The sequence below is a fragment of the Winogradskyella sp. MIT101101 genome (assembly GCF_047126865.1).
Lineage (GTDB): Bacteria > Bacteroidota > Bacteroidia > Flavobacteriales > Flavobacteriaceae > Winogradskyella > Winogradskyella ouciana.
In genome coordinates, this window is the sequence record NZ_CP138982.1 from 2,425,185 (window position 1) to 2,447,156 (window position 21,972).

At 35.8% G+C, this 21,972-nt stretch carries 21 protein-coding genes and 1 pseudogene; 13 read left to right on the forward strand and 9 right to left on the reverse strand.

The window, feature by feature from the left end; all coding sequences use genetic code 11:
• Positions 1-16: 16 nt before the first annotated feature.
• Entirely contained in the window at positions 17-667 is a 651-nt protein-coding gene (locus SIB89_RS10885) for a DUF4271 domain-containing protein (protein WP_155088139.1), read from the reverse strand.
• Positions 668-827: 160 nt separating this feature from the next.
• Between SIB89_RS10885 and SIB89_RS10890 the strand changes: the two genes are divergently transcribed.
• The 3 genes from SIB89_RS10890 to SIB89_RS10900 are packed head-to-tail and all read left to right on the forward strand — an operon-like array spanning position 828 to position 3,346.
• Entirely contained in the window at positions 828-1,550 is a 723-nt protein-coding gene (locus SIB89_RS10890) for a polyprenol monophosphomannose synthase (protein WP_155088140.1), read from the forward strand.
• Positions 1,551-1,554: 4 nt separating this feature from the next.
• The gene (locus tag SIB89_RS10895; RefSeq protein WP_412559787.1) at positions 1,555-2,898 is read left to right on the forward strand and encodes a dihydroorotase; all 1,344 of its coding nucleotides are present in this window, start codon (positions 1,555-1,557) and stop codon (positions 2,896-2,898) included.
• 1 nt (position 2,899) lies between these two features.
• The gene (locus SIB89_RS10900) at positions 2,900-3,346 is read left to right on the forward strand and encodes a DUF4296 domain-containing protein (RefSeq protein ID WP_155088142.1); all 447 of its coding nucleotides are present in this window, start codon (positions 2,900-2,902) and stop codon (positions 3,344-3,346) included.
• Here the strand turns inward: SIB89_RS10900 and SIB89_RS10905 are convergent.
• Positions 3,343-4,371 (reverse strand): NAD-dependent epimerase/dehydratase family protein, encoded by a 1,029-nt coding sequence (locus SIB89_RS10905; protein ID WP_412559788.1) that lies wholly within the window; start codon positions 4,369-4,371, stop codon positions 3,343-3,345. The genes SIB89_RS10900 and SIB89_RS10905 overlap by 4 nt on opposite strands.
• Before the next feature lie 83 nt (positions 4,372-4,454).
• On the opposite strand from SIB89_RS10905, the gene tyrS reads away from it, so the two are divergent.
• A complete protein-coding gene (gene tyrS / locus SIB89_RS10910) occupies positions 4,455-5,753 on the forward strand; it encodes a tyrosine--tRNA ligase (protein WP_412559789.1) in 1,299 nt (432 codons plus the stop codon).
• Between the two features lie 104 nt (positions 5,754-5,857).
• Here tyrS and SIB89_RS10915 read toward each other — a convergent pair whose 3' ends face one another.
• The 3 genes from SIB89_RS10915 to SIB89_RS10925 all read right to left on the reverse strand — a co-directional run bounded on the left by SIB89_RS10915 (position 5,858) and on the right by SIB89_RS10925 (position 11,323).
• Positions 5,858-6,838 carry an acyl transferase gene (locus tag SIB89_RS10915; RefSeq protein ID WP_412559790.1) on the reverse strand — a complete coding sequence of 327 codons (981 nt, stop codon included), beginning with the start codon at positions 6,836-6,838 and terminating at the stop codon, positions 5,858-5,860.
• 141 nt (positions 6,839-6,979) lie between these two features.
• Positions 6,980-8,656, reverse strand: a complete 1,677-nt coding sequence (locus SIB89_RS10920) for a lamin tail domain-containing protein (protein WP_412559791.1) — start codon at positions 8,654-8,656, stop codon at positions 6,980-6,982.
• Positions 8,657-8,797: 141 nt separating this feature from the next.
• On the reverse strand, positions 8,798-11,323 hold the full coding sequence (locus SIB89_RS10925; RefSeq protein ID WP_412559792.1) for a T9SS type A sorting domain-containing protein: 2,526 nt from the start codon (positions 11,321-11,323) through the stop codon (positions 8,798-8,800).
• 229 nt (positions 11,324-11,552) lie between these two features.
• On the opposite strand from SIB89_RS10925, the gene SIB89_RS10930 reads away from it, so the two are divergent.
• Positions 11,553-12,236 (forward strand): response regulator transcription factor, encoded by a 684-nt coding sequence (locus SIB89_RS10930; protein ID WP_412559793.1) that lies wholly within the window; start codon positions 11,553-11,555, stop codon positions 12,234-12,236.
• Positions 12,236-13,279, forward strand: a complete 1,044-nt coding sequence (locus SIB89_RS10935) for a sensor histidine kinase (RefSeq protein ID WP_412559794.1) — start codon at positions 12,236-12,238, stop codon at positions 13,277-13,279. Before SIB89_RS10930 ends, SIB89_RS10935 begins: the two co-directional genes overlap by 1 nt.
• Here the strand turns inward: SIB89_RS10935 and SIB89_RS10940 are convergent.
• Positions 13,262-14,305 (reverse strand): glycosyltransferase, encoded by a 1,044-nt coding sequence (locus tag SIB89_RS10940; protein ID WP_412559795.1) that lies wholly within the window; start codon positions 14,303-14,305, stop codon positions 13,262-13,264. The genes SIB89_RS10935 and SIB89_RS10940 overlap by 18 nt on opposite strands.
• A 74-nt stretch (positions 14,306-14,379) precedes the next feature.
• Between SIB89_RS10940 and trmB the strand changes: the two are divergent.
• The 7 genes and pseudogenes from trmB (at position 14,380) to SIB89_RS10975 (ending at position 19,018) form a co-directional block, all read left to right on the forward strand.
• Positions 14,380-15,055, forward strand: a pseudogene (gene trmB / locus SIB89_RS10945) (tRNA (guanosine(46)-N7)-methyltransferase TrmB).
• Between the two features lie 3 nt (positions 15,056-15,058).
• Positions 15,059-15,688, forward strand: coding sequence for a LysE family transporter (locus SIB89_RS10950; protein ID WP_412559796.1), 630 nt, complete (start codon positions 15,059-15,061; stop codon positions 15,686-15,688).
• Positions 15,688-16,020, forward strand: coding sequence for an MGMT family protein (locus tag SIB89_RS10955; protein WP_412559797.1), 333 nt, complete (start codon positions 15,688-15,690; stop codon positions 16,018-16,020). The genes SIB89_RS10950 and SIB89_RS10955 overlap by 1 nt, the downstream gene beginning before the upstream one ends.
• 102 nt (positions 16,021-16,122) lie before the next feature.
• Positions 16,123-17,259 carry a P-loop NTPase gene (locus tag SIB89_RS10960; protein ID WP_412559798.1) on the forward strand — a complete coding sequence of 379 codons (1,137 nt, stop codon included), beginning with the start codon at positions 16,123-16,125 and terminating at the stop codon, positions 17,257-17,259.
• 55 nt (positions 17,260-17,314) lie between these two features.
• A complete protein-coding gene (locus SIB89_RS10965; protein WP_155088154.1) occupies positions 17,315-17,554 on the forward strand; it encodes a NifU family protein in 240 nt (79 codons plus the stop codon).
• A gap of 66 nt (positions 17,555-17,620) precedes the next feature.
• Positions 17,621-18,682 carry an NAD(P)/FAD-dependent oxidoreductase gene (locus SIB89_RS10970; RefSeq protein WP_412559799.1) on the forward strand — a complete coding sequence of 354 codons (1,062 nt, stop codon included), beginning with the start codon at positions 17,621-17,623 and terminating at the stop codon, positions 18,680-18,682.
• Positions 18,683-19,018, forward strand: coding sequence for a ferredoxin (locus SIB89_RS10975; RefSeq protein WP_412559800.1), 336 nt, complete (start codon positions 18,683-18,685; stop codon positions 19,016-19,018). It begins immediately after the preceding gene.
• A 73-nt stretch (positions 19,019-19,091) separates the two neighbouring features.
• Here the strand turns inward: SIB89_RS10975 and SIB89_RS10980 are convergent, their stop codons facing one another.
• From SIB89_RS10980 to SIB89_RS10990, 3 genes are all read right to left on the reverse strand, one after another.
• The gene (locus SIB89_RS10980; protein ID WP_273291540.1) at positions 19,092-19,988 is read right to left on the reverse strand and encodes a metallophosphoesterase family protein; all 897 of its coding nucleotides are present in this window, start codon (positions 19,986-19,988) and stop codon (positions 19,092-19,094) included.
• Between the two features lie 33 nt (positions 19,989-20,021).
• Positions 20,022-20,714: an SGNH/GDSL hydrolase family protein gene (locus SIB89_RS10985; protein WP_412559801.1), complete on the reverse strand. Its 693-nt coding sequence runs from the start codon at positions 20,712-20,714 to the stop codon at positions 20,022-20,024.
• Between the two features lie 76 nt (positions 20,715-20,790).
• Positions 20,791-21,969, reverse strand: a complete 1,179-nt coding sequence (locus tag SIB89_RS10990; RefSeq protein WP_412559802.1) for an acyl-CoA dehydrogenase family protein — start codon at positions 21,967-21,969, stop codon at positions 20,791-20,793.
• Positions 21,970-21,972: the final 3 nt, after the last annotated feature.

Sequence of the window (21,972 nt, forward strand, 5' to 3'; positions counted from 1 at the left end):
CGGAAACCCCTTTGTTTTAAACGTTATACTCTCTAATTACCTTATATAAAAGCACATAAGGCGCAATTTCGAGAGCGCAAAGATACAATAAAAAATAGAAAATATTGAGATTAATTATTTTTTGATTGTTTTTTAAAGAAGTTATAAATCCGATGAGGTTTATAAAACAAATCAAAGAAAACGTTGCTATTATAATAACATCTGCATAATTTTTTGTGTATAGAAGAAAAAGATTTGCAACCAAAAATAATAGCCCAGAATAGTTGATAAAGGTTGTTTTTTGAAATAAGTAATCATCAACTAACGCGTCTATTTCAAAAAGACTTCCAATAAGCCGCTCTAACAAGGTTTTAATAATAACTATTGTAGCAATTGCCAAAAGCAATTTTAAGAACCAAACCAATTCAAAAGTTAATGGAGAAATAAAAGTTGAATAGCAAAAAAACAAAAAAACGCCCACAGACATTGAGAAGTTTAAAAACAGAAGGCCATCAAATAAATCAACAAACTTCTGGTCCTTGCTATAAATCTTTAAATATTTAGAATTACCTATCACCGAAAGGAAATCATTAAACCTAAAGGTATTGACATATTTAGCTGCGACAATAAACACCAGCCCTAAAACTGTAAAGATTGTAAACCACTCGTAGGTAATAAAATTTCGCATGTTGCTAAATTATAAAGAATTATTAGGCATAAAAAAGCAATTGAGGTATTTCTTGGTTCAACAAAATCTTATGAAAGTTATAACAGTTTATAATCCATTAAAAACTTTACTTTTGTCCTAACTCTAAAGTTAGCACCTAAACGTGTTTAAAAGTATGCAAATGTCTGACGCACTTGTCATCATTCCAACATATAATGAGATTGAAAACATCGAAGCCATTATCCGTGCAGTGTTTTCACAAGAGAAGGTTTTTCATGTCCTGGTAGTGGATGATAATTCCCCAGATGGAACAGCTGAGCAAGTCAAAACTTTACAAATCGAATTTCCAGACCAACTTTTTTTACTAGAACGCGATAAGAAAAATGGTTTAGGACGTGCGTACATTGCCGGATTTGAATGGGCCTTAAAACAGCATTACGAGTATATTTTTGAGATGGATGCTGATTTTTCACATAATCCAAATGATTTAATAAAACTCTATAAGGCTTGTGATGTTGACGGTGCAGATATTGCTGTTGGCTCTAGATACGTTAAAGGTATCACGGTTGTTAATTGGCCGTTGACCAGAATTCTCTTGTCCTATGGAGCATCGAGATATGTACGGTTTATAACAAGAATGAAAGTTAAGGATTCTACAGCAGGCTTTATTTGTTATAAAAGAGCCGTGCTAGAAGCTATAAATTTGAATAAAGTGAGATTTGTGGGATATGCGTTTCAAATTGAAATGAAATTTAAAGCTCACGAAAAAGGTTTCAAAATCACTGAAATTCCTGTTATATTTAAAGATAGGGTTAAGGGCAAGTCTAAAATGAGCGGAAGTATAATTTCGGAGGCTGTCTTTGGAGTTATTAGTTTAAAGTTAAAAAGTTTATTTTCTAAATAGTACAATGAGGAAACACACTATAATTAAGAACGCTAAAATTGTCAATGAAGGGCAAACTATTGAAGGCGATATACTTATTGAAAATGATATTATAAAGGAAATAGCTTCCTCAATAAGCGTAAAGTCCTCTGAAATAACTGTTATTGATGCAGAAGGCAACTATGTTTTACCTGGTATGATAGACGACCAGGTTCATTTTAGAGAACCAGGACTTACACACAAGGCAAATATAGAAACGGAATCAAAGGCGGCTTTAGCAGGTGGGATTACATCTTTTATAGAAATGCCGAATACCAAACCACAAACCACAACTGTAGAAAAGCTAGAGGAGAAGTTTGAAATTGCATCTAAATCATCGCATGCCAATTATTCGTTTATGTTTGGCGGAACCAATGATAACTTGGATGAGATTTTAAAGGTAGATTCTAAAACCGTCGCAGGTTTAAAATTGTTTTTAGGTTCTTCCACAGGGAATATGTTGGTTGATGATCCTGCAGTCATCGAAAAGATATTCTCAAGTACAGATATGGTGATTTCCGTACACTGTGAAGATGAAGCAACGATAAAAAAGAATCTTGAAGCGCATATCGCTGAGTATGGAGATGATATTCCTATGGAAAAGCATCCAATTATTAGGAGCGAAGAGGCTTGTTACATTTCATCATCAAAAGCTATTGAACTCGCAAAGAAAACTGGCGCAAGATTACATGTATTTCATCTTTCTACAGGAAAGGAGACGAGCTTGTTTTCAAATAAAATACCACTAAAAGATAAAAAAATAACAGCAGAGGTTTGTATACATCATTTGTGGTTTTCTGATGAAGACTATGCGAGAAAAGGAAGCCATATCAAATGGAATCCGGCAGTAAAAACTTCAAAAGATAGAGAACAGCTTTTAAAAGCATTGTTGGATGATAGAATAGATGTTATTGCAACAGATCACGCACCACATACTTTAGAAGAAAAAGATAATCCTTATACAAGTGCTCCTTCTGGTGGGCCATTAGTACAGCATGCTTTGGTAGCTCTTTTGGAAATGCATCATCAAGGTAAAATTTCAATAGAAAAAATTGTAGAAAAAGCATGTCATAATCCTGCTATATTATTCGATGTTGAAAAAAGAGGTTACATAAGGGAAGGGTATTATGCAGATTTGGTAATTGTAGACCTCAAAAGCCCTTGGACAGTAAATAAAAGTAACATACTTTATAAATGTGGTTGGTCTCCTTTTGAAGGCAATACATTTAAAAGTAGAATAACCCATACCTTTGTAAATGGGGAACTGGCATATAACAACTTTAAGGTTTTAGACGTTAAAGCAGGGCGTCGTTTAACTTTTAATCGATAATATGAAAAAGATAGGTGTTTTATTCATTTTAGGTCTTTTGGTCTTGGCTTGCAATAGCAAGGAAAAACCCAAAAAACCAGATAATCTTATTTCTATGGATAAAATGGAGCACATTTTATACGATTTGTATATTATGAATGCTGCTAAAGGTGTTAACAGAAAAATATTGGAGGAAAATGGAGTGGTGCCAGAAACCTATTTGCTGACCAAACACAACATTGATAGTGCACAATTTGCCAATAGCAATGCATATTATGCCTTTAATGCAGATGAATATAGAGGCATAGTTGAAAAAGTTAAAGAAAGATTGGAAAAGGAAAAATTAGAGTTTGAAGAACAGGAAAGAATTGAAGGCCAGGCTGCCAAACGAAGAAGAGACTCAATAACAAAAGCCAACAGAAAAAAGAAAGACCCAAAGACAAAAGGGTTAAAAAACCCAAATAATTAATTTTCCTCTGCTTTTAAATCTTTTAGGTAAAGTTCACATATTTCCTCAATCGATTTGTCAATCGGTTTAAAATCAAAACCTAGAGTATTTTTTAGTTTAGAATTGTCATACTTTGTGATGCTCATGGCTGATTTCGCTGCTTGTTTAGACAGACTACGTCTTGTGCCAAATAATATATGCTTTAACCAATCCAAACGCCAGGCTAAATTCAACAACAAGGCTTTAGCTTCTTTTTTAGGCGGATCCACATTTAGTGTTTCTGCTACGTTATATTGAAAACTTTTAAAGCTAAGGTTCTCTGATACTAAAATAAAGTTCTCATTTTTTATATCACTTTTCATCAATTTAATCATGGCATTAACAACATCAAAAACATCCACGTAGCCAACGATACCACCAGTGTAATAGCGCATGCCATTATATATTCTTCTAAAAAGGTTGCCGCTACTACCACCTTTCCAATAGCCTGCTCCTAAGATTATCCCAGGGTTTACAATAACGGCATCCAAACCTTCTTGTGTACCTCTCCAAACTTCTAGCTCAGCTCCGTATTTAGTTATCGCATAAACGCTGTTATCGTCTTCAGGGTTCCACTCGGTTTTTTCATTTATTAGTTTTTCAGAATCTTCATGATGGCCAATAGCAGCTATAGAACTCACATAGCACAGTTTTTTAACCGAATTACTAATCGATAGGTTGACAATATTGGCAGTGCCTTCAATGTTTATTTTTCGCAATTTGTGATACTTATCAGGTTCAAAAGAAACAAATGCAGCACAATGGTAAACGTGGGTAATGTTTATAAATGCTTTTTGTAATCTTGGAATATCATTAATGTCGGTTTCTACCCAATCAATGGTATTAAAAAGTGATTCATAATCATCAGAAAAATAAGAGAACACATGCTTCACACGTTTTAAGGTTTTCTCTCTTCTGTAAATGGCACGCACACTTTCTCCACTGCTCACTAACTTAAAAAGTAAATGAGAGCCTACTAAACCTGTTCCGCCTGTAACTAATATCATAAGGTAAAATTACGTTAAAATTGTCTTTTGTCTTTTGGTACGGAAACATATCTTTGCCAAAACCGAATTACAATCATCTTATAATGGGAAAGAATTTTGTTGAAGAATTACAGTGGAGAGGTATGTTGCACCAAAGTATGCCTGGAGTAGAAGAGCATTTAGCTGAAGCTATGAGAGGTGCGTATGTTGGTTTTGACCCAACCGCAGATTCTTTACATATAGGTAATTTGGTGCCAATTATGTTGTTAGCGCATTACCAACGTTGTGGGCACAAACCTGTAGCTTTGGTTGGTGGTGCAACAGGCATGATAGGTGATCCGTCTGGTAAATCTAGTGAGCGTAATCTTTTGGACGAAAAGACCTTACGTCATAATCAAGAGGCTATAAAAAAGCAATTGTCCCATTTCCTCGATTTTGAAAGCAATGAAGCCAATGCTGCTGTTTTAGTGAATAATTACGATTGGATGAAGGAATTCTCATTTTTAGAATTCATTAGAGACGTAGGGAAGCATATCACGGTAAATTATATGATGGCTAAGGATTCTGTGAAGAATAGAATTTCTGGTGAATCAACTAGCGATGGTATGAGCTTTACGGAGTTTACTTACCAATTGGTACAAGGCTACGATTTTCTGCATTTGTACAGAGCGAATGATTGCACTATTCAAATGGGTGGAAGTGACCAATGGGGAAATATTACCACAGGTACCGAACTGATAAGACGTATCGGTAACGGAAAAGGTTTTGCCATTACATGTCCGCTGATTACAAAAAGCGATGGCTCTAAATTCGGAAAGTCTGAAGGTGGAAATGTTTGGCTAGATGCCAACAGAACGTCTCCTTATAAATTTTATCAGTATTGGCTAAACTCTAGTGATGAAGACGCTGAAAAATACATTAAGATATTTACATTTTTAACGGAAGCAGAAGTAAATGAGTTGATTTCTGAACATTCAAAGGCACCACACTTTAGAGTACTACAAAAGCGTTTGGCAGAAGAAATTACCACAATGGTACATTCTAAAGCGGATTTTGAAAATGCCGAGAAAGCCTCAAACATTTTATTCAGTAAATCATTTAAAGAAGACATTAAAACTTTGGATGAAAAAACCTTTTTAGATGTGTTTGAAGGCGTTCCTCAAGCTGAGATGTCACAATCAGATTTTAAGGAAGGGTTAGACATGATTGGAGCTTTAGCAGCAAAAACGAATTTTTTAAATTCTAATGGTGAAGCGCGTAGAGCATTAAAGGAAAATTCAATAGCCGTTAATAAAGAAAAGGTAAAAGAAGATTATCAGTTATCTGCTGAAGATTTAATAAATGATAAATACATTATCATTAATAAAGGTAAGAAGAATACCTATATTATTAAGATAGTATAAAAAAAGTGCCCAAAATCTCTTTTGGGCACATCTAACCAATCAATCAACTATTGAAAATTTCTCTTTTCGATAGCATATATTTAGTCGTAAATTTTATGGATTCCTTACAGTGCCATTAAATTACATCCGCGAATATCAGAATTATCGAATCTGCCAATAATTTCAAATTCACCGTTGTCGTAAACTTTACCTAAATCTTGTGTGGCAATAAAAGCACATGAATTCACATTTGCTAAGTCAATAACGTTAATGCCACCTGTTTTGTTTGGCTTCTGAAGTGAAAGTGCGTCTTCCGTATCTCGTGTTAAAACTTTCATCCATGGAGGACATTCAAAAATACCATCGCCTTTAGAGTAGGCTTGGCTCAAGAGCTCGGTCATGCCATATTCGCTATGGATTTTGTCAACACCAAAACCAGTTTTAAGAATATGATGAAGCTCTTGTCTAATGATTTCCTTTCTCCTACCTTTCATACCACCAGTTTCCATGATAGTTGTATGTTTTAAATGGAATTTAAACCGTTCCACTAAATCCAATAAGGCAAAGGAAACACCAATTAAAAGTGTTTTTTGTTTTTTAGTTTCAAGTTGATGTAATTTTTGTGCTAATTCGTCAAGGTTGTTGAGATAAAACCCGCTTTCAGGATGATTGGATTGCTGTATTAAATCGTTTACCATATAAATTAGCGAGGACCCATCACGTTCAAGATAAGAAGGTAATAAAGCTAAAATTACATAGTCCTCAACGTTTCCGTAAAAACTTTGGAAGCCATTTGTATAGCTTGCTTTATACTGGTTGAGGTCAGTGACTAAATGCTTACTTGTTACACTTCCTGTGGTGCCAGAACTTGTAAAGGTTTTTTCAATAGCATCATTAGAACTTAAGATATCATGACTTTTAAAAAACTGAATGGGTAAAAAAGGAATACCTTCAATGGTTTTTACATCAGAAGGATGTTTATAAAGTAAGTCGCAAAATGAGCGGTAAACAGAATTATTTTCAAACTGAAATCTAAAAACTTCCAATGCCAAAGCTTCAAATTGAGCATCTGATTTAATACTGAAAATGGCTTTAGGATCTATCATAATTTTCACCAAACTTAAATAGTCAGTTTGTAAACAAAATTTGATTTGGTTATTGAGTGTAGTCGAAATACAAAAGTAGATAAAATAAAAAAAGCGCTGTTCAAAATTGTGAACAACGCTTTTTCGAAAAATTTAATATGCTTATCTAATCACTAATTTTTTAGTAGTAGAGGCATTATTTTGAGTAATCCTTAAAATATAAACACCAGTATTTAAATCAGATACATTTAGTGTGTTATCCGTTAAAGTTTCACTTTTTACCTGCTTCCCTAAAATATCAAATACTTGGACACTCATTACATCGTTGTTGTATGATGAAATATTAATAAATCCAGTGGTTGAAGGATTGGGATAAATTGAAAATTTATTAGTGGAAAATTCATCATTTGATAGTGAAGCTACAAAAGGGTAAACACAAGTACTACTAAATGTTGTTTGACTGCCATCGGTACAATTCACTGTTCCATACATCCAACCAGAAGGCCATACAGATCCTAGAGTTTCTTTATAGGCCCAAGAGTTTAAATACTCCCAGCTCTGGCCTGTTCCATCCACGTTAACATCTCCAAAAGTTTCTATAAGTGTTCCATTCTTAAATAATTCAATACCATCATTGCCATTCATGTTTATATCTGTTGATGCAATTAGCACAACATTAAATAAACTGTAACCACTAGGGGTTAAATATTGTTGCATTGAACTAGGTGTTCGTGCTACTAAAATATGATCACCATTGTTAACACTTATGGCGTCAAATGTGTATTCTTGGCCGTCAGAACCACCACCATTAGCTGCAGTTCCAATGCCATAAACACTCAAATCTGCAATGTCTGCTGTTGCAACGACATGTATTGCTTTACCGTCACTACCGCCAGATGGAACTGTAAAGTCCATTATACCTACAAACTCAAGATCAATGCTACCTACAGGTATGCAACTTGGGCTAGAAACATTAACGGTAGTAAAGCATATACCTCCACTAGCAGTATCATCTAATGTAATGTCAATGTTTGTCCCTTCAGGAACGTTAGAGACAATAATGGTTCCAGACTCTACGGTAGAAGGATCATCACCACTTACGTCTCCTGCTGTCGAAGACACAATAAACGTTGTAGATACATTACCTCCGGAATAAGATAAATTAACAGTGTAAGTGTCGTCTGTTGACCCTGGATTTAAGGAGTCACAAGTTACATCTAACGATGTAAAATCTATTGTACACTCAGGTGCACACACTTCATTTGCAGCACCAGGTGTTCCTAGGTCACCATCTCCGTAAGGAGAAAGTGATGGACACCAATTATCTCCATTATCATTGTCTGTTTCGTTTAAAAATGATGGGTTTAACTGCATACTTTCGCCAGCCATATCAGGGAAATTTGGACCTCCATCATAATTAACTCGAGAAATCTCAATATTACCTGGTGTTACAAGGACAATCTCATCAGCACCATTACCCATATTAAAATTGCTTTGATAAGCATAATCAATTGGAGCACCTCCATTGACCACTAGGTCTAAGGTTCTACCAAGTACCAAATAACCTCCAGCAGGTACAATGGTTTGACCTCCAGTACCAGTCATAGGGTCTATTGTGGCATCTATGACATAATTATTGGTGCCATCGTCTTTCAGTGTCCAGCCATCAATATTTATATCTGATGCTGTTGAATTATAAATTTCGAACCACTCGCCATTTTCGTCAATAACTGCGCTAGGATCTTTCATAATTTCTGTAATTACGATATCACCGGGACTTTGAGCAAAACAAATAAAAAATGTTAAAAGAAATAAAAATAAAGTGTAGAATTTTTTCATGATAGTATAGGGATTATTTGGTTGATAAAATACTACAATTATATCACAATGCTCGTTTAAAAGGGGTATAAATAAAACAATAGATAAAAAAAAGCACAGTTATGGAATAACTGTGCTTTTATCATCTTGAAAATAAGAAGCTTATCTAATCACTAATTTTTTAGTTGTAGAAGCATTGTTTTGAGTAATCTTCAAAATATAAACACCAGTATTTAAATTAGATACATTTAGTGTGTTATCAGTTAAAGTTTCACTTTTTACCTGCTTTCCTAAAATATCAAACACTTGTACGCTCATTACATCACTATTTGATGAAGTTATGGTTACAAAACCTGTGTTTGTTGGGTTAGGGTAAACAGAGAATGAAGTTGAGTCAAATTCACTTGTAGAAAGTGATGGGTCATCATTTTCTTGGCCAGGTGAGAATAAAGCACCTCCATTTCCTGCAATTGTAGAATGGTCAACAAAAGCACCAGTAAAATCTGGGTTACGACCAACAGATTGGTCTGTGGCACCAGTATAGGTGTAAGTTACTACAACAACACCAGAATCATTTTTCACTACAACATCGTCACCACCGTTATTTAATCCTAATTGACCTTCTGAGGCAACTTGTACCATACCAGAAATTCCAGTTGGTGTCCCACCACCAAATACGGTGATAAAACTATTTGCAGGAACAACTGTACTCGCAGGGAAGGTATGTCTTAATCCAAACCCATCTTCAATAGTGAAGCCAGAAATGTCTAAACTACTTGAGCCAATGTTATATAGTTCTACAAACTCATCATCGGAGCCATCTCTTGTTCCATCTCCATTGGCGTCACCAGTAATATCTCCTGCAGGATCAGCTAAAATTTCATTAATTACTAAGTCCATAGTAACAGGGTCACATTGTGCTGCTGGTACGGCTCCCGACATGGTTGTGCCATCACAGTCTCCTCCATTTATAGTAATATCCCATAAATCACCTTCGCTTAATCCTGTAATGGTAATTGTGCCATCTGGAGTGCCAGACGGATCGTCACCACCAACAATACCTGCAGATGTAGTAGTAACTGATGTTATGGTATTGTCAACTCCTGTGTAAGGAATATTTATAGTCACATTATCATTATTATCACCAGCAGTGTTAGTAGCACAAACGTATATTTCACTTTGTAATGAAACATCACATACTGCACAATCAGAAGTAGGCCTAGAGCCTAAAGTAGGACATGTACCAAATGCACCAATGCTTACGTTAGATAGATCCCAGGAAGAGAAAGATCCATCAGAATCTAAATATTGGATTCCAATAAAAGCGTCTGTACCTGATGCTCCCGAAATATCAATAGAATAATTACCACTATCAGCAATAGTTTGAACAGATGTCCAAGTGGCACCATCTGGGCAAAGACTAGAATAATCATTCGTATATTGAATATTTAATTCAGTTCCGTCAAATCCTTCAGTAGCTTCAAAAATTAAAGAAAGATCTGATACACTTGTCATATCTAGTGGTCCAAAAATTAGCCACGTGTTAGACTCTTCCATGCATCCACCTCCACAGAAACCATTCATACTGTATGTACCTGAAGTTTCAGTCCACTCATCGGTGTCAGAATTTGTTGCTACAGAAACTGATTCAAAAAATTCAGTTCCACCACTCAAATCAAAACATGTATTTGGTGCAGGATCACATTCAGCAGCAGGAACCATTCCAGATAACGATACCCCATCACAATCACCACCTTCTAAGGTTACGTCCCAAGCATCACCTTCAGATAAACCAGAAATTGTAATTGTACCATTAGGAGTCCCAGATGGGTCATCTCCACCAACTGTACCTCCAGAAGTTGTAGTCACATTCATTATACCGGCATTAGAATTTGTATAAGGTATATTAATTACTACACCATCGTTATTATCACCAAGTGTATTTGTATTACAAGAGTAAGTCGCAGGCTGCAAGGAGACATCACAAGCAGAGTCGTTCATAATTTCATTCCAAGATGTTGCCACACGAATGCCATCTACAAGAACATCTGGGATATTCGAGGATTGTCTAAAAGAAATTGCATTAATAGCTGTACCTGATGTACCTGTGTTTGTTGCCTCGGGTGTCATTGGCTCAGTTGGCGTAACAGCTGTAAGCACGTGTAAATTAGTAACACCAGTAGCTATTTCATAAGAAAAGACTAATAAGTAAGTAGTATTTAAGCTATATGCAGTTGTGCCATACGTTAAAGTGCTACTACTGGTTCCAATACCAAATAAAACATCTCCGTTTCCATCATCTTGAGCACCAACCCTGGCTCTAAATCCACTAGCATTAAAATGAATGAAATAATTGCCGGTCCCAACCGACGATAGATTCACTAATGCACTTCCATATACTGTACCTGTTGTTATATCTGTGAATGCTCTGTTTACATCTTCAGAGTTTGAACCTGTTAGAGACACATGGCCTCCAACACCTGAAGAAGGATAATCAGTCATAGATAAACTTGTAGGAGCTCCTACGTATGCAACAGCTGTAGTCCCAGAATGATTACTCCATAAACCACCACTGGTAGCTGTTAAATCTCCACTTGTATTGCCATAATCAAAATCTTCAGCCAAAACTTGGGCAAAAGAAATTGAAGAAACAATCAATGCAAATAATAAAATGTAAAGTTTTTTCATAATTGATTTTTAAAAATTAGTTCATAAATATACTAACAAATAGTGAGTTTCTATAATGGTTTTACCAACATTTCCGTTTTTTACAATATGTTAACATAATAAGGGTCAGAGTGTTTTAATTTACAGTGAATTAGATTTTCAATGTTAGCGAATTGTTATCAATTTAAAAATTTTGCTATCATAACACAGATATATTTTATCTTTACAGAAGCTTAAAATTACCTTAACAGTGAAGAAAAAGGATATTAAGATATTATTGGTTGATGACGAACCAGACATTTTAGAAATAGTAGGGTATAATTTATCATCAGAAGGTTATCAGGTTATAACTGGTGAAAATGGACTTGAAGCCATTGAAAAAGCCAAAAAACATAAACCTCATTTAATTATATTGGACGTTATGATGCCAGAGATGGATGGCATTGAAGCTTGTGAGCGCATACGTCAAGATTCTAAGCTCAATAATACTATAATTACATTTTTAACCGCCAGAGGTGAGGACTATTCTCAAGTTGCGGGTTTTGATGCTGGTGCGGATGATTACATTACAAAGCCGATAAAGCCCAAAGTGCTCATTAGTAAAGTTAAAGCGCTACTAAGAAGGTTTAAGGAAAGTGAAACCACAAACGAATCTCTAAAAATCGGTGATTTAGTCATTAATAGAGAGGAATATAAAATTACCAAAAAAGGGGAAGAGATTATACTGCCAAGAAAAGAGTTTGAATTGTTATCTTTGTTAGCAACCAAGCCCGGAAAAGTATTTAAGCGCGAAGAGATTTTAGACAAAGTCTGGGGAAATGAAGTCGTTGTTGGAGGCAGAACCATTGATGTACACATTAGAAAACTTCGCGAAAAAATAGGGGATAAATCTTTTAAGACGGTTAAGGGTGTTGGTTACAAGTTTGTAGACTAATGCAGAAAAAAAACCTTAAAAAAACGTACAAGTTTGCCATAAAAACATCTTTGTATGTTACTTTATTTGTAACACTCCTTGTGAGTGTTTTTTTATACTATAATAATGCACTTAACTGGGAGATTATATTTTTCCCTTTCATTTGTTTTTCATTATCCTTTGTTATCATACAATTTAGGGTTGAACGTTTCATTTACAAACGTGTAAAGAAAATTTATGATGACCTTACCTTATTGGAATCCGTAGATTTAAGACAACAGCCCATTACTACTGATATGGGCACACTTACCAAAGAAATAGACAAGTATGCCAAGGATAAGAAAATAGAGATTGAAACGTTAAAAGTTAGGGAAGAATACCGTAAGGAATTTATTGGTAATGTGTCCCACGAATTAAAGACTCCTTTATTTACTGTTCAGGGTTATATTGATACACTTTTAGATGGTGGCATTGACGACGAAAAGATTAGAAAAAAATACTTAACTAGAGCCAGTAAAGGAGTAGAGCGGTTAACCTATATCATTAAGGATTTAGATATGATCACCAAATTAGAGGTCGGTGACCTTAGTTTAAAAAAGGAACGTTTTGATATTGTAAAGCTAGTTCAGAATGTTTTTGACCTCTTTGAGATGAAAGCCGCAAAGAAAAGTATAACACTCACTTTTGATATCGATTATACTGAGCCGGTTTTGGTATATGCAGATATAGAACGTATCCAACAGGTTCTTACTAATTTAATTGTCAACTCCATTAAATATGGTAGAAGAAAAGGCACAACGGAAATCAGTATAGAAAACCTCATTAAAAGTAAAGTTATAGTAAGAGTAACTGACAATGGTGAAGGTATTAAAGAAGAGCATCTACCACGTTTGTTCGAAAGGTTCTACAGAGTGGACAAAAGTGGTTCTCGTAAGGAGGGCGGATCGGGCTTAGGACTTTCTATTGTTAAACATATTATTGAAGCTCACGAAGAGAAAATGTATGTAGAAAGTGAACTGAGCGTAGGAAGTGAGTTTTCCTTTACGTTAGAAAAGGCTGAATAACTTTTTGTAGTTAACCTCGTAGTTTAAGAACTTTAAGCCTGAGTAATTTTCAACTTCAGACAATAATTTTATTTTAAAATCTTTCTGTTTGCAGCATGGTGCTATACCTTCAACATTAAATTTTTGGGCTAAATACTCTTGTTCGAATTGGCCGGGAGTAGGGATGAAAAAAGCTTGCTTCTCTAGCTTGGCATAATCCATAATCGAGGTGTAACCAGATCGGCTTAAAACCAATTCACTTTCATTTAAGGCTTTTTCTAGCTCAACACTCGTCATAAAATTATATAAGGTGAGGTTTCCTTTTGTAACTTTAGTTTGTTCAGGTTCTATGATACCTTTTACTAAACATACGTTTCCACGGTAGGCTTTTAATTCCTCCAAAAGTTTCTCTTCTAGTAAAGTACGTTGAGGTTCTGGGCCAGATAATACCACAAGTAGATTGTATTTTATGGGTAAATCCTGCTTGTTAAATCTACTTAAGGGACCAATATATTTTAATGCCGATTGGTAACCATCAGGATGTCCTAGGTCACCACTTAGGTTTTTTGTTCCTATATGATCAGGTACCCAGCATTCATCAAATTTGGAAATTATTTTCTGATGCAACTTACTACTTAACCAAGTTGTGCTGCCGCTTAGCACTTGCAATTGATGTGTTACAAAAACAGATGGAATCTTCTTACTCCGTACTCCAAAACGATTATCTGAAATGATACCCGAAATGTCTCCAGATGCAATTAAACTTTCAACAACTTTTTTTTCCCTTTTAATGGTTTTTAAAAGGTGTGGTGAATCTTTCAGTAATTTTAGTTTAAAGCTATTGGCTTTTTTTGCATAAGTAATGTTGTAAGACGGTAGCTCAAAAGCTTGAAGCTTAGGGAATTCTTTTTTCAACAATTCTAAAGCCTGTCCATCACTGGCAATAACAGGTTCAAAATTGTTGGCAATCAGGGCGTTTACAAGAGGAATGCATCTTGTGGCATGTCCTAATCCCCAATTTAAAGGCGCAATTAAAATTCGTTTCATCAAATACAAAGATAAAGCTAAAATGTTTCCTTAATTTTACCGAATTATTACGAAATCGAAAACGAAAGAATAACGTGGGAAGTAAAAATAAGCTCAAACGATTTAAAGAAAATGAAACCTTTGCAAATGTGTTTCAACCAACGCGAGAAGAGTTAACTGAGGGAAACTATTCATTAAAAGGCAATTGGAGGAAAGAATTTTTTAAGAATGACAATCCTGTAGTTTTAGAATTGGGTTGTGGAAAAGGTGAATACACCGTTGGTTTAGCGAAACGTTATCCCAATAAAAACTTTATAGGTGTTGATATTAAAGGTGCACGTTTTTGGAGAGGTGCAAAAAACTGCTTTAGAGGATAACATTCCCAATGCTGCTTTTATAAGGACACAAATAGAACTCCTTGAATACGTTTTTGAAGAAAATGAAGTGGATGAAATCTGGATAACATTTCCAGATCCACAAATAAAATATAAGCGTACAAAACACCGCTTAACTAATCTTCAGTTTTTAGAGCGTTATCGTAAAGTGCTTAAACCAAATGGACTTATGCACTTAAAAACCGATAGCGAATTTATGCATGGTTATACGCTTGGCTTACTGCATGGTAAGGGTTACGAGGTGCTTTATGCCAACCATAATGTATATAAACTGGAAGGAAGTCCTGAAGAAGTCACCGAGATACAGACCTTTTACGAAAATCAGTATTTAGAGAAAGACAAAGCAATTACGTATATTAGATTCAAAATCAACTAAAATTTGAGCATAACAGTTGTCTTCTTCCTCGGGCTTTTTGTGGCACTTATAGGTGTAATTCCACCAGGTTTACTTAATATGACGGCTGCCAGAATTAGTCTTAAAGAAGGTCCTGGTAGAGGCATTACCTTTTCGTCAGGTGTTTGTTTGGTCGTCTTTATTCAAACCTATGTTGCTGCTATTTTTGCGAGGTATTTATCCAACAGGCCAGATATCGTAGAGATTTTGCAACGTGTAGCTTTTGTCATCTTTGTTCTGATTACTATTTATTTTTTGATTATTGCCAGAAATCAAAAAGAGACCAAGGTAGAAACGGACGTAAGAAGTAAAAAAAGTCGCTTTTTTCATGGTATGTTTTTATCTGCACTTAATGTTTTCCCAATTCCTTATCAAGCCTATATGACTATCACTATGGCGTCTTTTGGTTGGATGGATTTTGAACGAACAAGTATAATTACCTATGTTACTGGTGCAGCAATGGGAACTTTTGTGATGCTGTATTTCTACATTTTCTTTTTTGATAAGATAAAAGATAAAAAATTCACCTCCCAAAAGAATATGAATTATAGCATAGGAGCAATAACAGGTCTTGTAGCATTAATTACTTTTATCAATATTTTAAAGGAATTGTGATGAAACCTGAAACCTTAGGTTTTTTTGAAAAAGTGTATGAAGTGGCCAGGCTAGTCCCTTACGGAAGAGTAACGAGTTATGGAGCCATTGCCAAATATTTGGGAGCCGCAAAAAGTGCAAGAATTGTTGGTTATGCTATGAATGGTTCTGGAGGGAAAGATGTACCAGCACATCGCGTGGTCAATAGAAAAGGTTTATTGACAGGTAAACATCATTTTGATGGTACTAACTTAATGCAACAATTGCTCGAAAATGAGGACATTGAAGTTATAGATAATCAAATACAGAATCTTGAAGCGGTGTTTTGGGATCCTGCAAAAGAACTTAAGTAAATTGATTTCATCAATCTACCAATAAATATCTTCTAACTCACGGCTTTATTCTTCTTTCATTAATGCCTATCTTTGCATTTAGAATTAATCTTAATAAACACAGTGAAGCTTAACAAACAAGATATACTTAAAGCCCTCAAAACCATAACAGTGCCTGGTGAAGGTGAGAATATGGTAGATAGTGGTGCAGTGACCAATGTAGTAACTTTTGCAGATGAAGTTATTGTCGATATCACTATAAAGAATCCAAGTCTACAGGCCAAGAAAAAGACCGAAGTCGAAATCCTTCAAACGATTCATAAAGAGGTTTATGAAAAGGCAAAGATAAAAGTGAATTTAAAGGTGGATGCTCCAGCAGCTCCATCAAAAAACGAAATCAAAGGAAAACCAATTCCTGGAATTCAAAATATTATTGCAGTAGCTTCAGGTAAAGGTGGAGTAGGGAAGTCAACTGTAACGGCGAATTTAGCTGTGACTTTGGCCAAAATGGGATTTAAAGTTGGGATATTGGATGCCGATATTTACGGACCATCAATTCCAATTATGTTCGATGTGGCCAACGAGCGACCACTATCCGTTAATGTTGATGGCAAATCAAAAATGAAACCCATAGAAAATTATGGAGTCAAGGTATTATCCATAGGATTTTTTACTAGACCAGACCAAGCCGTAATTTGGCGTGGGCCTATGGCTTCAAAAGCGCTAAACCAAATGATTTTTGATGCCGCTTGGGGAGAACTGGATTTTCTGTTGTTAGACCTACCTCCTGGTACAGGAGATATTCATTTAAGCATTATGCAAGCGCTACCAATCACAGGTGCTGTAGTAGTTAGTACTCCGCAAAATGTTGCCTTGGCAGATGCTAAAAAGGGAGTGGCAATGTTTCAGCAAGAAAGCATTAATGTTCCTGTTTTAGGAATCATTGAAAACATGGCGTATTTTACTCCAGCGGAATTACCAGAAAATAAATATTATATATTCGGAAAAGAAGGAGCTAAAAACTTAGCTGAAGATTTAGAAGTTCCGTTTTTAGGTGAAGTGCCATTGGTACAAAGTATTAGAGAAGCAGGTGATGTTGGTAGACCTGCAGCAATGCAAACAGCAACTCCGACAGAAGAAGCTTTTGAAGCGTTGACACGAAATGTCGTTCAGCAAGTTGTGGATAGAAATGATAATTTACCAGCTACAGAAGCAATAAAAATTACAACAATGGCAGGTTGCTCTGCAATAAAGAAATAATAACCAAATTTCCCCTTTTCTCAGGAAAGGGCTAGGGATAGGAAATAAAAAGTAAATGAGCTCAGAAGAACTTAAATTAAACGTAGAAAAAGCATTAGACGAAATCCGTCCGTTTTTGCAGAGTGATGGTGGTGATATTAATCTATTGTCCATAGATGACAATAAGCTGGTTAAAGTACAGCTTGTTGGTGCCTGCACCTCTTGTAACGTTAATCAGATGACGTTAAAATCGGGTGTAGAAATGACGATTAAGAAATACGCTCCTCAAATAGAAAAAGTTATTAATGTAGAATAATGAATGTGACATTTATCACATTTTACTTCAAATTACATTGATAGTTTTGTATCCAATTTTCAATTCATGATTAAAACAGATATACTTATCATTGGTGCTGGACCAACAGGATTGTTCACGGTTTTTGAAGCTGGTCTCCTAAAATTAAAGTGCCATTTAATTGATGCTTTGCCGCAACCTGGTGGACAATGCTCAGAGATTTATCCAAAAAAGCCTATTTACGATATTCCTGCTTACCCTGAAATTTTAGCAGGTGACTTAACCGATAAGTTATTAGAGCAATGCAAGCAGTTTGAGCCTGGTTTTACCTTAGGTGAACGTGCAGACACCATTGAAAAACAAGAAGATGGTTCTTTTATAGTAACTACAAATAAGGGTACAAAGCACCAAGCACCAGTTGTTGCTATAGCTGGTGGATTAGGAAGTTTTGAACCTCGAAAACCTTTAATCCATAACATTAAGGATTTTGAAGATAAAGGTGTAGAGTACATTATTAAAGACCCAGAAATGTATCGCGATAAAAAAGTGGTGATTGCAGGTGGTGGTGATTCTGCATTAGACTGGAGTATCTTTTTAAGTGATGTCGCTAGTGAAGTCACTTTAGTTCATAGAAGAAATGAATTCCGTGGGCATTTAGATTCTGTAGAAAAGGTGCAAGAACTAAAAAATAAAGGAAAGATAAACCTAATTACACCTGCGGAGGTATTTGGTATTGTGGGTGATGAAAAAGTTAACGCTGTCGTTGTAAAACAAGCGCAACATATTGAGAGAGAATTTGAGTTGGAGTGCGATCATTTTGTGCCCTTATTCGGCCTATCTCCAAAACTTGGTCCAATTGCAAATTGGGGACTTGAAATAGAGAAAAATGCCATTAAAGTGAACAATGCATTGGACTATCAAACCAATATTACAGGCATTTTTGCCATTGGTGATGTAAACACCTATCCAGGAAAACTAAAGTTGATACTTTGTGGGTTTCATGAAGCGACATTAATGTGTCAAGCAGCCTATAAAATTATAAACCCAGGCAAACGTTATGTTATGAAATATACTACGGTTTCAGGTGTTGACGGCTTTGATGGCACACGAAAAGAAGCGCCTAAGGCAGTTGTAAAAAAGATTCATTAATTGGAAAATAAAGATATTAGCATAACAATTATAGATAGAGAAGGAGTAACCCATAAAATTGAAGCTCCAACCGATATGGCTATGAACCTTATGGAAGTAGTGCGTTCTTTTGAATTGGCGCCAGAAGGTACCATTGGTGTTTGTGGTGGTATGGCGATGTGTGCTTCATGTCAATGTTATGTAAATTCAGACCATGAATTACCAGAAATGCAAGACGATGAAGAAGCCATGCTTTCTGAAGCCTTTTACGTAAAAGATAATTCCAGATTGGGTTGCCAAATTCAAATGACACCTGATATGGAAGGCTTGGAAGTAGAATTAGCACCAGAATCATAAATTGAAACGTCATTGCGATCCCGAAACTTCGGGAGAAGCAATCTGTTTATTTTTTTAGTTCTGTTTTAAAAGATTACTCAGTCTTATAATCAATCAAAGGTGTAGGGCCTTCCAGCAAGAAGCGATCAATTTTTAAAGTACCATCTTCCGTCGTCACTATCTGCCATTTAATCAGGGAAATTTTACCGGCTTCAATTTCAAGACCAGTAATACTTCGCGGATGAACACAACTACCATCATTAAAATAGGCAATATCGCCAGGTTCTGGAAATCTTGGTCTATGTGTATGACCAGTTATAGTGATAAGGTTGTTGTTTTCTATAATCCATCTTTTGGTTCTCCGCTCTACTTTAATGAGTTCCTTATAGTTTTTTGCCGGACTTGTTGGGTCCGCAATACCCATAACATTTAAAGGTTTCCAAAGAATACGAACCATAAAACGGCTCCATTTCCAAAAGAGATAATTCCACCAATCCGCTTGATGTCCATGACATAAGAAAATTTCCTGCCCAGTTTCGGAGTGTTCTAAAATAATGCCTTCATGGTATTTAATATCACAGAAAAGATCTTCGTCTTTACCTGTTTTAGGATCAAAATAGGTGTTGAGGTGCTTGCTAACATAATCCTCGTTTCTGTACACCATATCGTGGTTGCCCCAAATCATATGCAGTCGTCCTTCGTCGTGGAATAGCTTCATCAACATATACACGTTTTTATGGGCACTCAAAATGGATTCAAAAGAAAGATTTTCCCATAACTCGTCACCATCACCCAATTCACAATAATTAAACCCTTCAGCATAATAAGTTTTCAATGCATGAAAGTAAATATTACGGTTATTGGCAAAATCATCCGCAAAGCTATTATCACCACGATGGCAATCGCTAAAGAGGATGAATTTGGAACTGTCATTGAACAAAACGCGTTTGGCATTTTTGTAGGCTTTATTAAATCGTGTTCTTGATGACATTTATTTGGTTTGAAACTAAAGTAAGAAAAGTTATTATAATTTCTCTAATGCCACGGGTAAAAGCCGCTGCACAAATTGAGCATAAGCCAATTCTGAAGGATGTAGGCCATCCGAAGCCACTAAATCAGGATTATTAAGCCCTTCTCTGGTAATGTCTGTGATGTTTATAAAAGTAATGTTGTTATTGTTACAGTAATCTTCAGCAAAAGCATTATACATATCAATTTCTTCTGAAGTGGTTTCAGGATTTCCGGAATTTTGCCCAAAAGGAGTAAAGGCATAATCGGGAATGGATACCACAATAATCCTAGATTTATCGTCGTTGGCAAATTCCAAAGCCTTGTTCACCAGCTCAGGAAATTCTTCTTCATATAATGAAAAGGGTTTGCCTTGATATTGATTGTTAACACCAATAAGCAAGGTTGCCAAATCATATTCTGAAGCTAAGTCCACCGTTTCAATTGCCGATTTTAAATTGGTAGTTGTCCAACCTGTTTGTGCAACCACATCTAATTCTATGGTAGCTTCTTCGGTTAGGTTTTGAATTAAACTATCTTTTAATTGTTCAGGAAACCGACAAGAATCGCAAACACTTTCTCCAATGGTGTAACTGTCTCCTAAAGATAAAATTTTATATGTTGCAGTTTGCTGGGAATTTTCATCATCATTTGATTGGCAAGCCACACTCATGGTGCCTAGTAGTAATACTAAAAATATCTTTTTCATAAACTTAAAGATACGACTTAAAAAAATGCTTCCCATAAAGAGAAGCATTTTCAATATCTATATTTAAGGTTTAAATCTATTTAAAAGCATTGAGTCCTGTAACATCCAATCCTGTAATCAATAAATGAATATCATGGGTACCTTCATAAGTGATCACACTTTCAAGATTCATGGAATGACGCATAATGCTGTATTCGCCAGTAATTCCCATACCTCCTAACATCTGTCTGGCCTCTCGTGCAATATTGATGGCCATATCTACATTGTTACGCTTTGCCATTGAGATTTGTGCTGAGGTTGCCGTACCATTTTCGCGCATTACACCAAGTCTCCAAGCCAATAACTGGGCTTTGGTGATTTCGGTAATCATCTCAGCTAATTTCTTTTGTTGTAGTTGAAACTGACCTATAGGTTTACCAAACTGAATACGTTCTTTACTATATCTTAGAGCTGTATCATAACAATCCATGGCTGCTCCAATCGCTCCCCAAGCAATACCGTAACGTGCAGAATCCAAGCATCCAAGAGGTGCTCCCAATCCAGATTTGTTTGGCAATAAGTTTTCTTTAGGAACTTTTACGTTGTCAAAAATCAATTCTCCAGTAGCTGAAGCTCTCAATGACCATTTGTTATGTGTCTCTGGAGTTGAAAAACCTTCCATGCCACGTTCTACGATCAATCCGTGAATTCGTCCATTTTCATCTTTTGCCCAAACGACTGCAATTTGGCAAAATGGAGCATTAGAAATCCACATTTTAGCACCATTCAATAAGTAATGGTCTCCCATATCCTTAAAGTTTGTGGTCATACCACCAGGATTACTACCATGGTCTGGTTCAGTTAAACCAAAAGAGCCCATCCATTCACCAGAGGCTAGTTTTGGTAAGTATTTTTGACGCTGTTCTTCGTTTCCATATTTCCAGATAGGATACATGACTAATGAGGACTGAACAGAAGCCGTACTTCGAACTCCTGAGTCTCCACGCTCAATCTCTTGCATTATTAAACCATAAGAAATTTGATCCAATCCTGCGCCTCCATATTCTTCTGGAATGTAAGGTCCAAAAGCACCAATTTCCGCTAATCCCCCAATTATTGATTTAGGAAATTCTGCCTTTTGGGCAGCTTCTTCTATTATAGGAGAAACTTCACGTTTTACCCATTCTCTTGCGGCATCTCGCACTAATTTATGCTCGTCTGAAAGTAATTCGTCTATGTTATAATAATCTGGAGCTTCAAATAAATCTGGCTTCATTAT

Bases quoted from the DNA above. Each gene is read 5' to 3' on its own strand.
- SIB89_RS10885 (WP_155088139.1), bottom strand. From the start codon at position 667: ATGCGAAATTTTATTACCTACGAGTGGTTTACAATCTTTACAGTTTTA.
- SIB89_RS10890 (WP_155088140.1), top strand. From the start codon at position 828: ATGTCTGACGCACTTGTCATCATTCCAACATATAATGAGATTGAAAAC.
- SIB89_RS10895 (WP_412559787.1), top strand. From the start codon at position 1,555: ATGAGGAAACACACTATAATTAAGAACGCTAAAATTGTCAATGAAGGG.
- SIB89_RS10900 (WP_155088142.1), top strand. From the start codon at position 2,900: ATGAAAAAGATAGGTGTTTTATTCATTTTAGGTCTTTTGGTCTTGGCT.
- SIB89_RS10905 (WP_412559788.1), bottom strand. From the start codon at position 4,371: ATGATATTAGTTACAGGCGGAACAGGTTTAGTAGGCTCTCATTTACTT.
- tyrS (WP_412559789.1), top strand. From the start codon at position 4,455: ATGGGAAAGAATTTTGTTGAAGAATTACAGTGGAGAGGTATGTTGCAC.
- SIB89_RS10915 (WP_412559790.1), bottom strand. From the start codon at position 6,838: ATGATAGATCCTAAAGCCATTTTCAGTATTAAATCAGATGCTCAATTT.
- SIB89_RS10920 (WP_412559791.1), bottom strand. From the start codon at position 8,656: ATGAAAAAATTCTACACTTTATTTTTATTTCTTTTAACATTTTTTATT.
- SIB89_RS10925 (WP_412559792.1), bottom strand. From the start codon at position 11,323: ATGAAAAAACTTTACATTTTATTATTTGCATTGATTGTTTCTTCAATT.
- SIB89_RS10935 (WP_412559794.1), top strand. From the start codon at position 12,236: ATGCAGAAAAAAAACCTTAAAAAAACGTACAAGTTTGCCATAAAAACA.
- SIB89_RS10940 (WP_412559795.1), bottom strand. From the start codon at position 14,305: ATGAAACGAATTTTAATTGCGCCTTTAAATTGGGGATTAGGACATGCC.
- SIB89_RS10955 (WP_412559797.1), top strand. From the start codon at position 15,688: ATGAAACCTGAAACCTTAGGTTTTTTTGAAAAAGTGTATGAAGTGGCC.
- SIB89_RS10965 (WP_155088154.1), top strand. From the start codon at position 17,315: ATGAGCTCAGAAGAACTTAAATTAAACGTAGAAAAAGCATTAGACGAA.
- SIB89_RS10970 (WP_412559799.1), top strand. From the start codon at position 17,621: ATGATTAAAACAGATATACTTATCATTGGTGCTGGACCAACAGGATTG.
- SIB89_RS10980 (WP_273291540.1), bottom strand. From the start codon at position 19,988: ATGTCATCAAGAACACGATTTAATAAAGCCTACAAAAATGCCAAACGC.
- SIB89_RS10985 (WP_412559801.1), bottom strand. From the start codon at position 20,714: ATGAAAAAGATATTTTTAGTATTACTACTAGGCACCATGAGTGTGGCT.
- SIB89_RS10990 (WP_412559802.1), bottom strand. From the start codon at position 21,969: ATGAAGCCAGATTTATTTGAAGCTCCAGATTATTATAACATAGACGAA.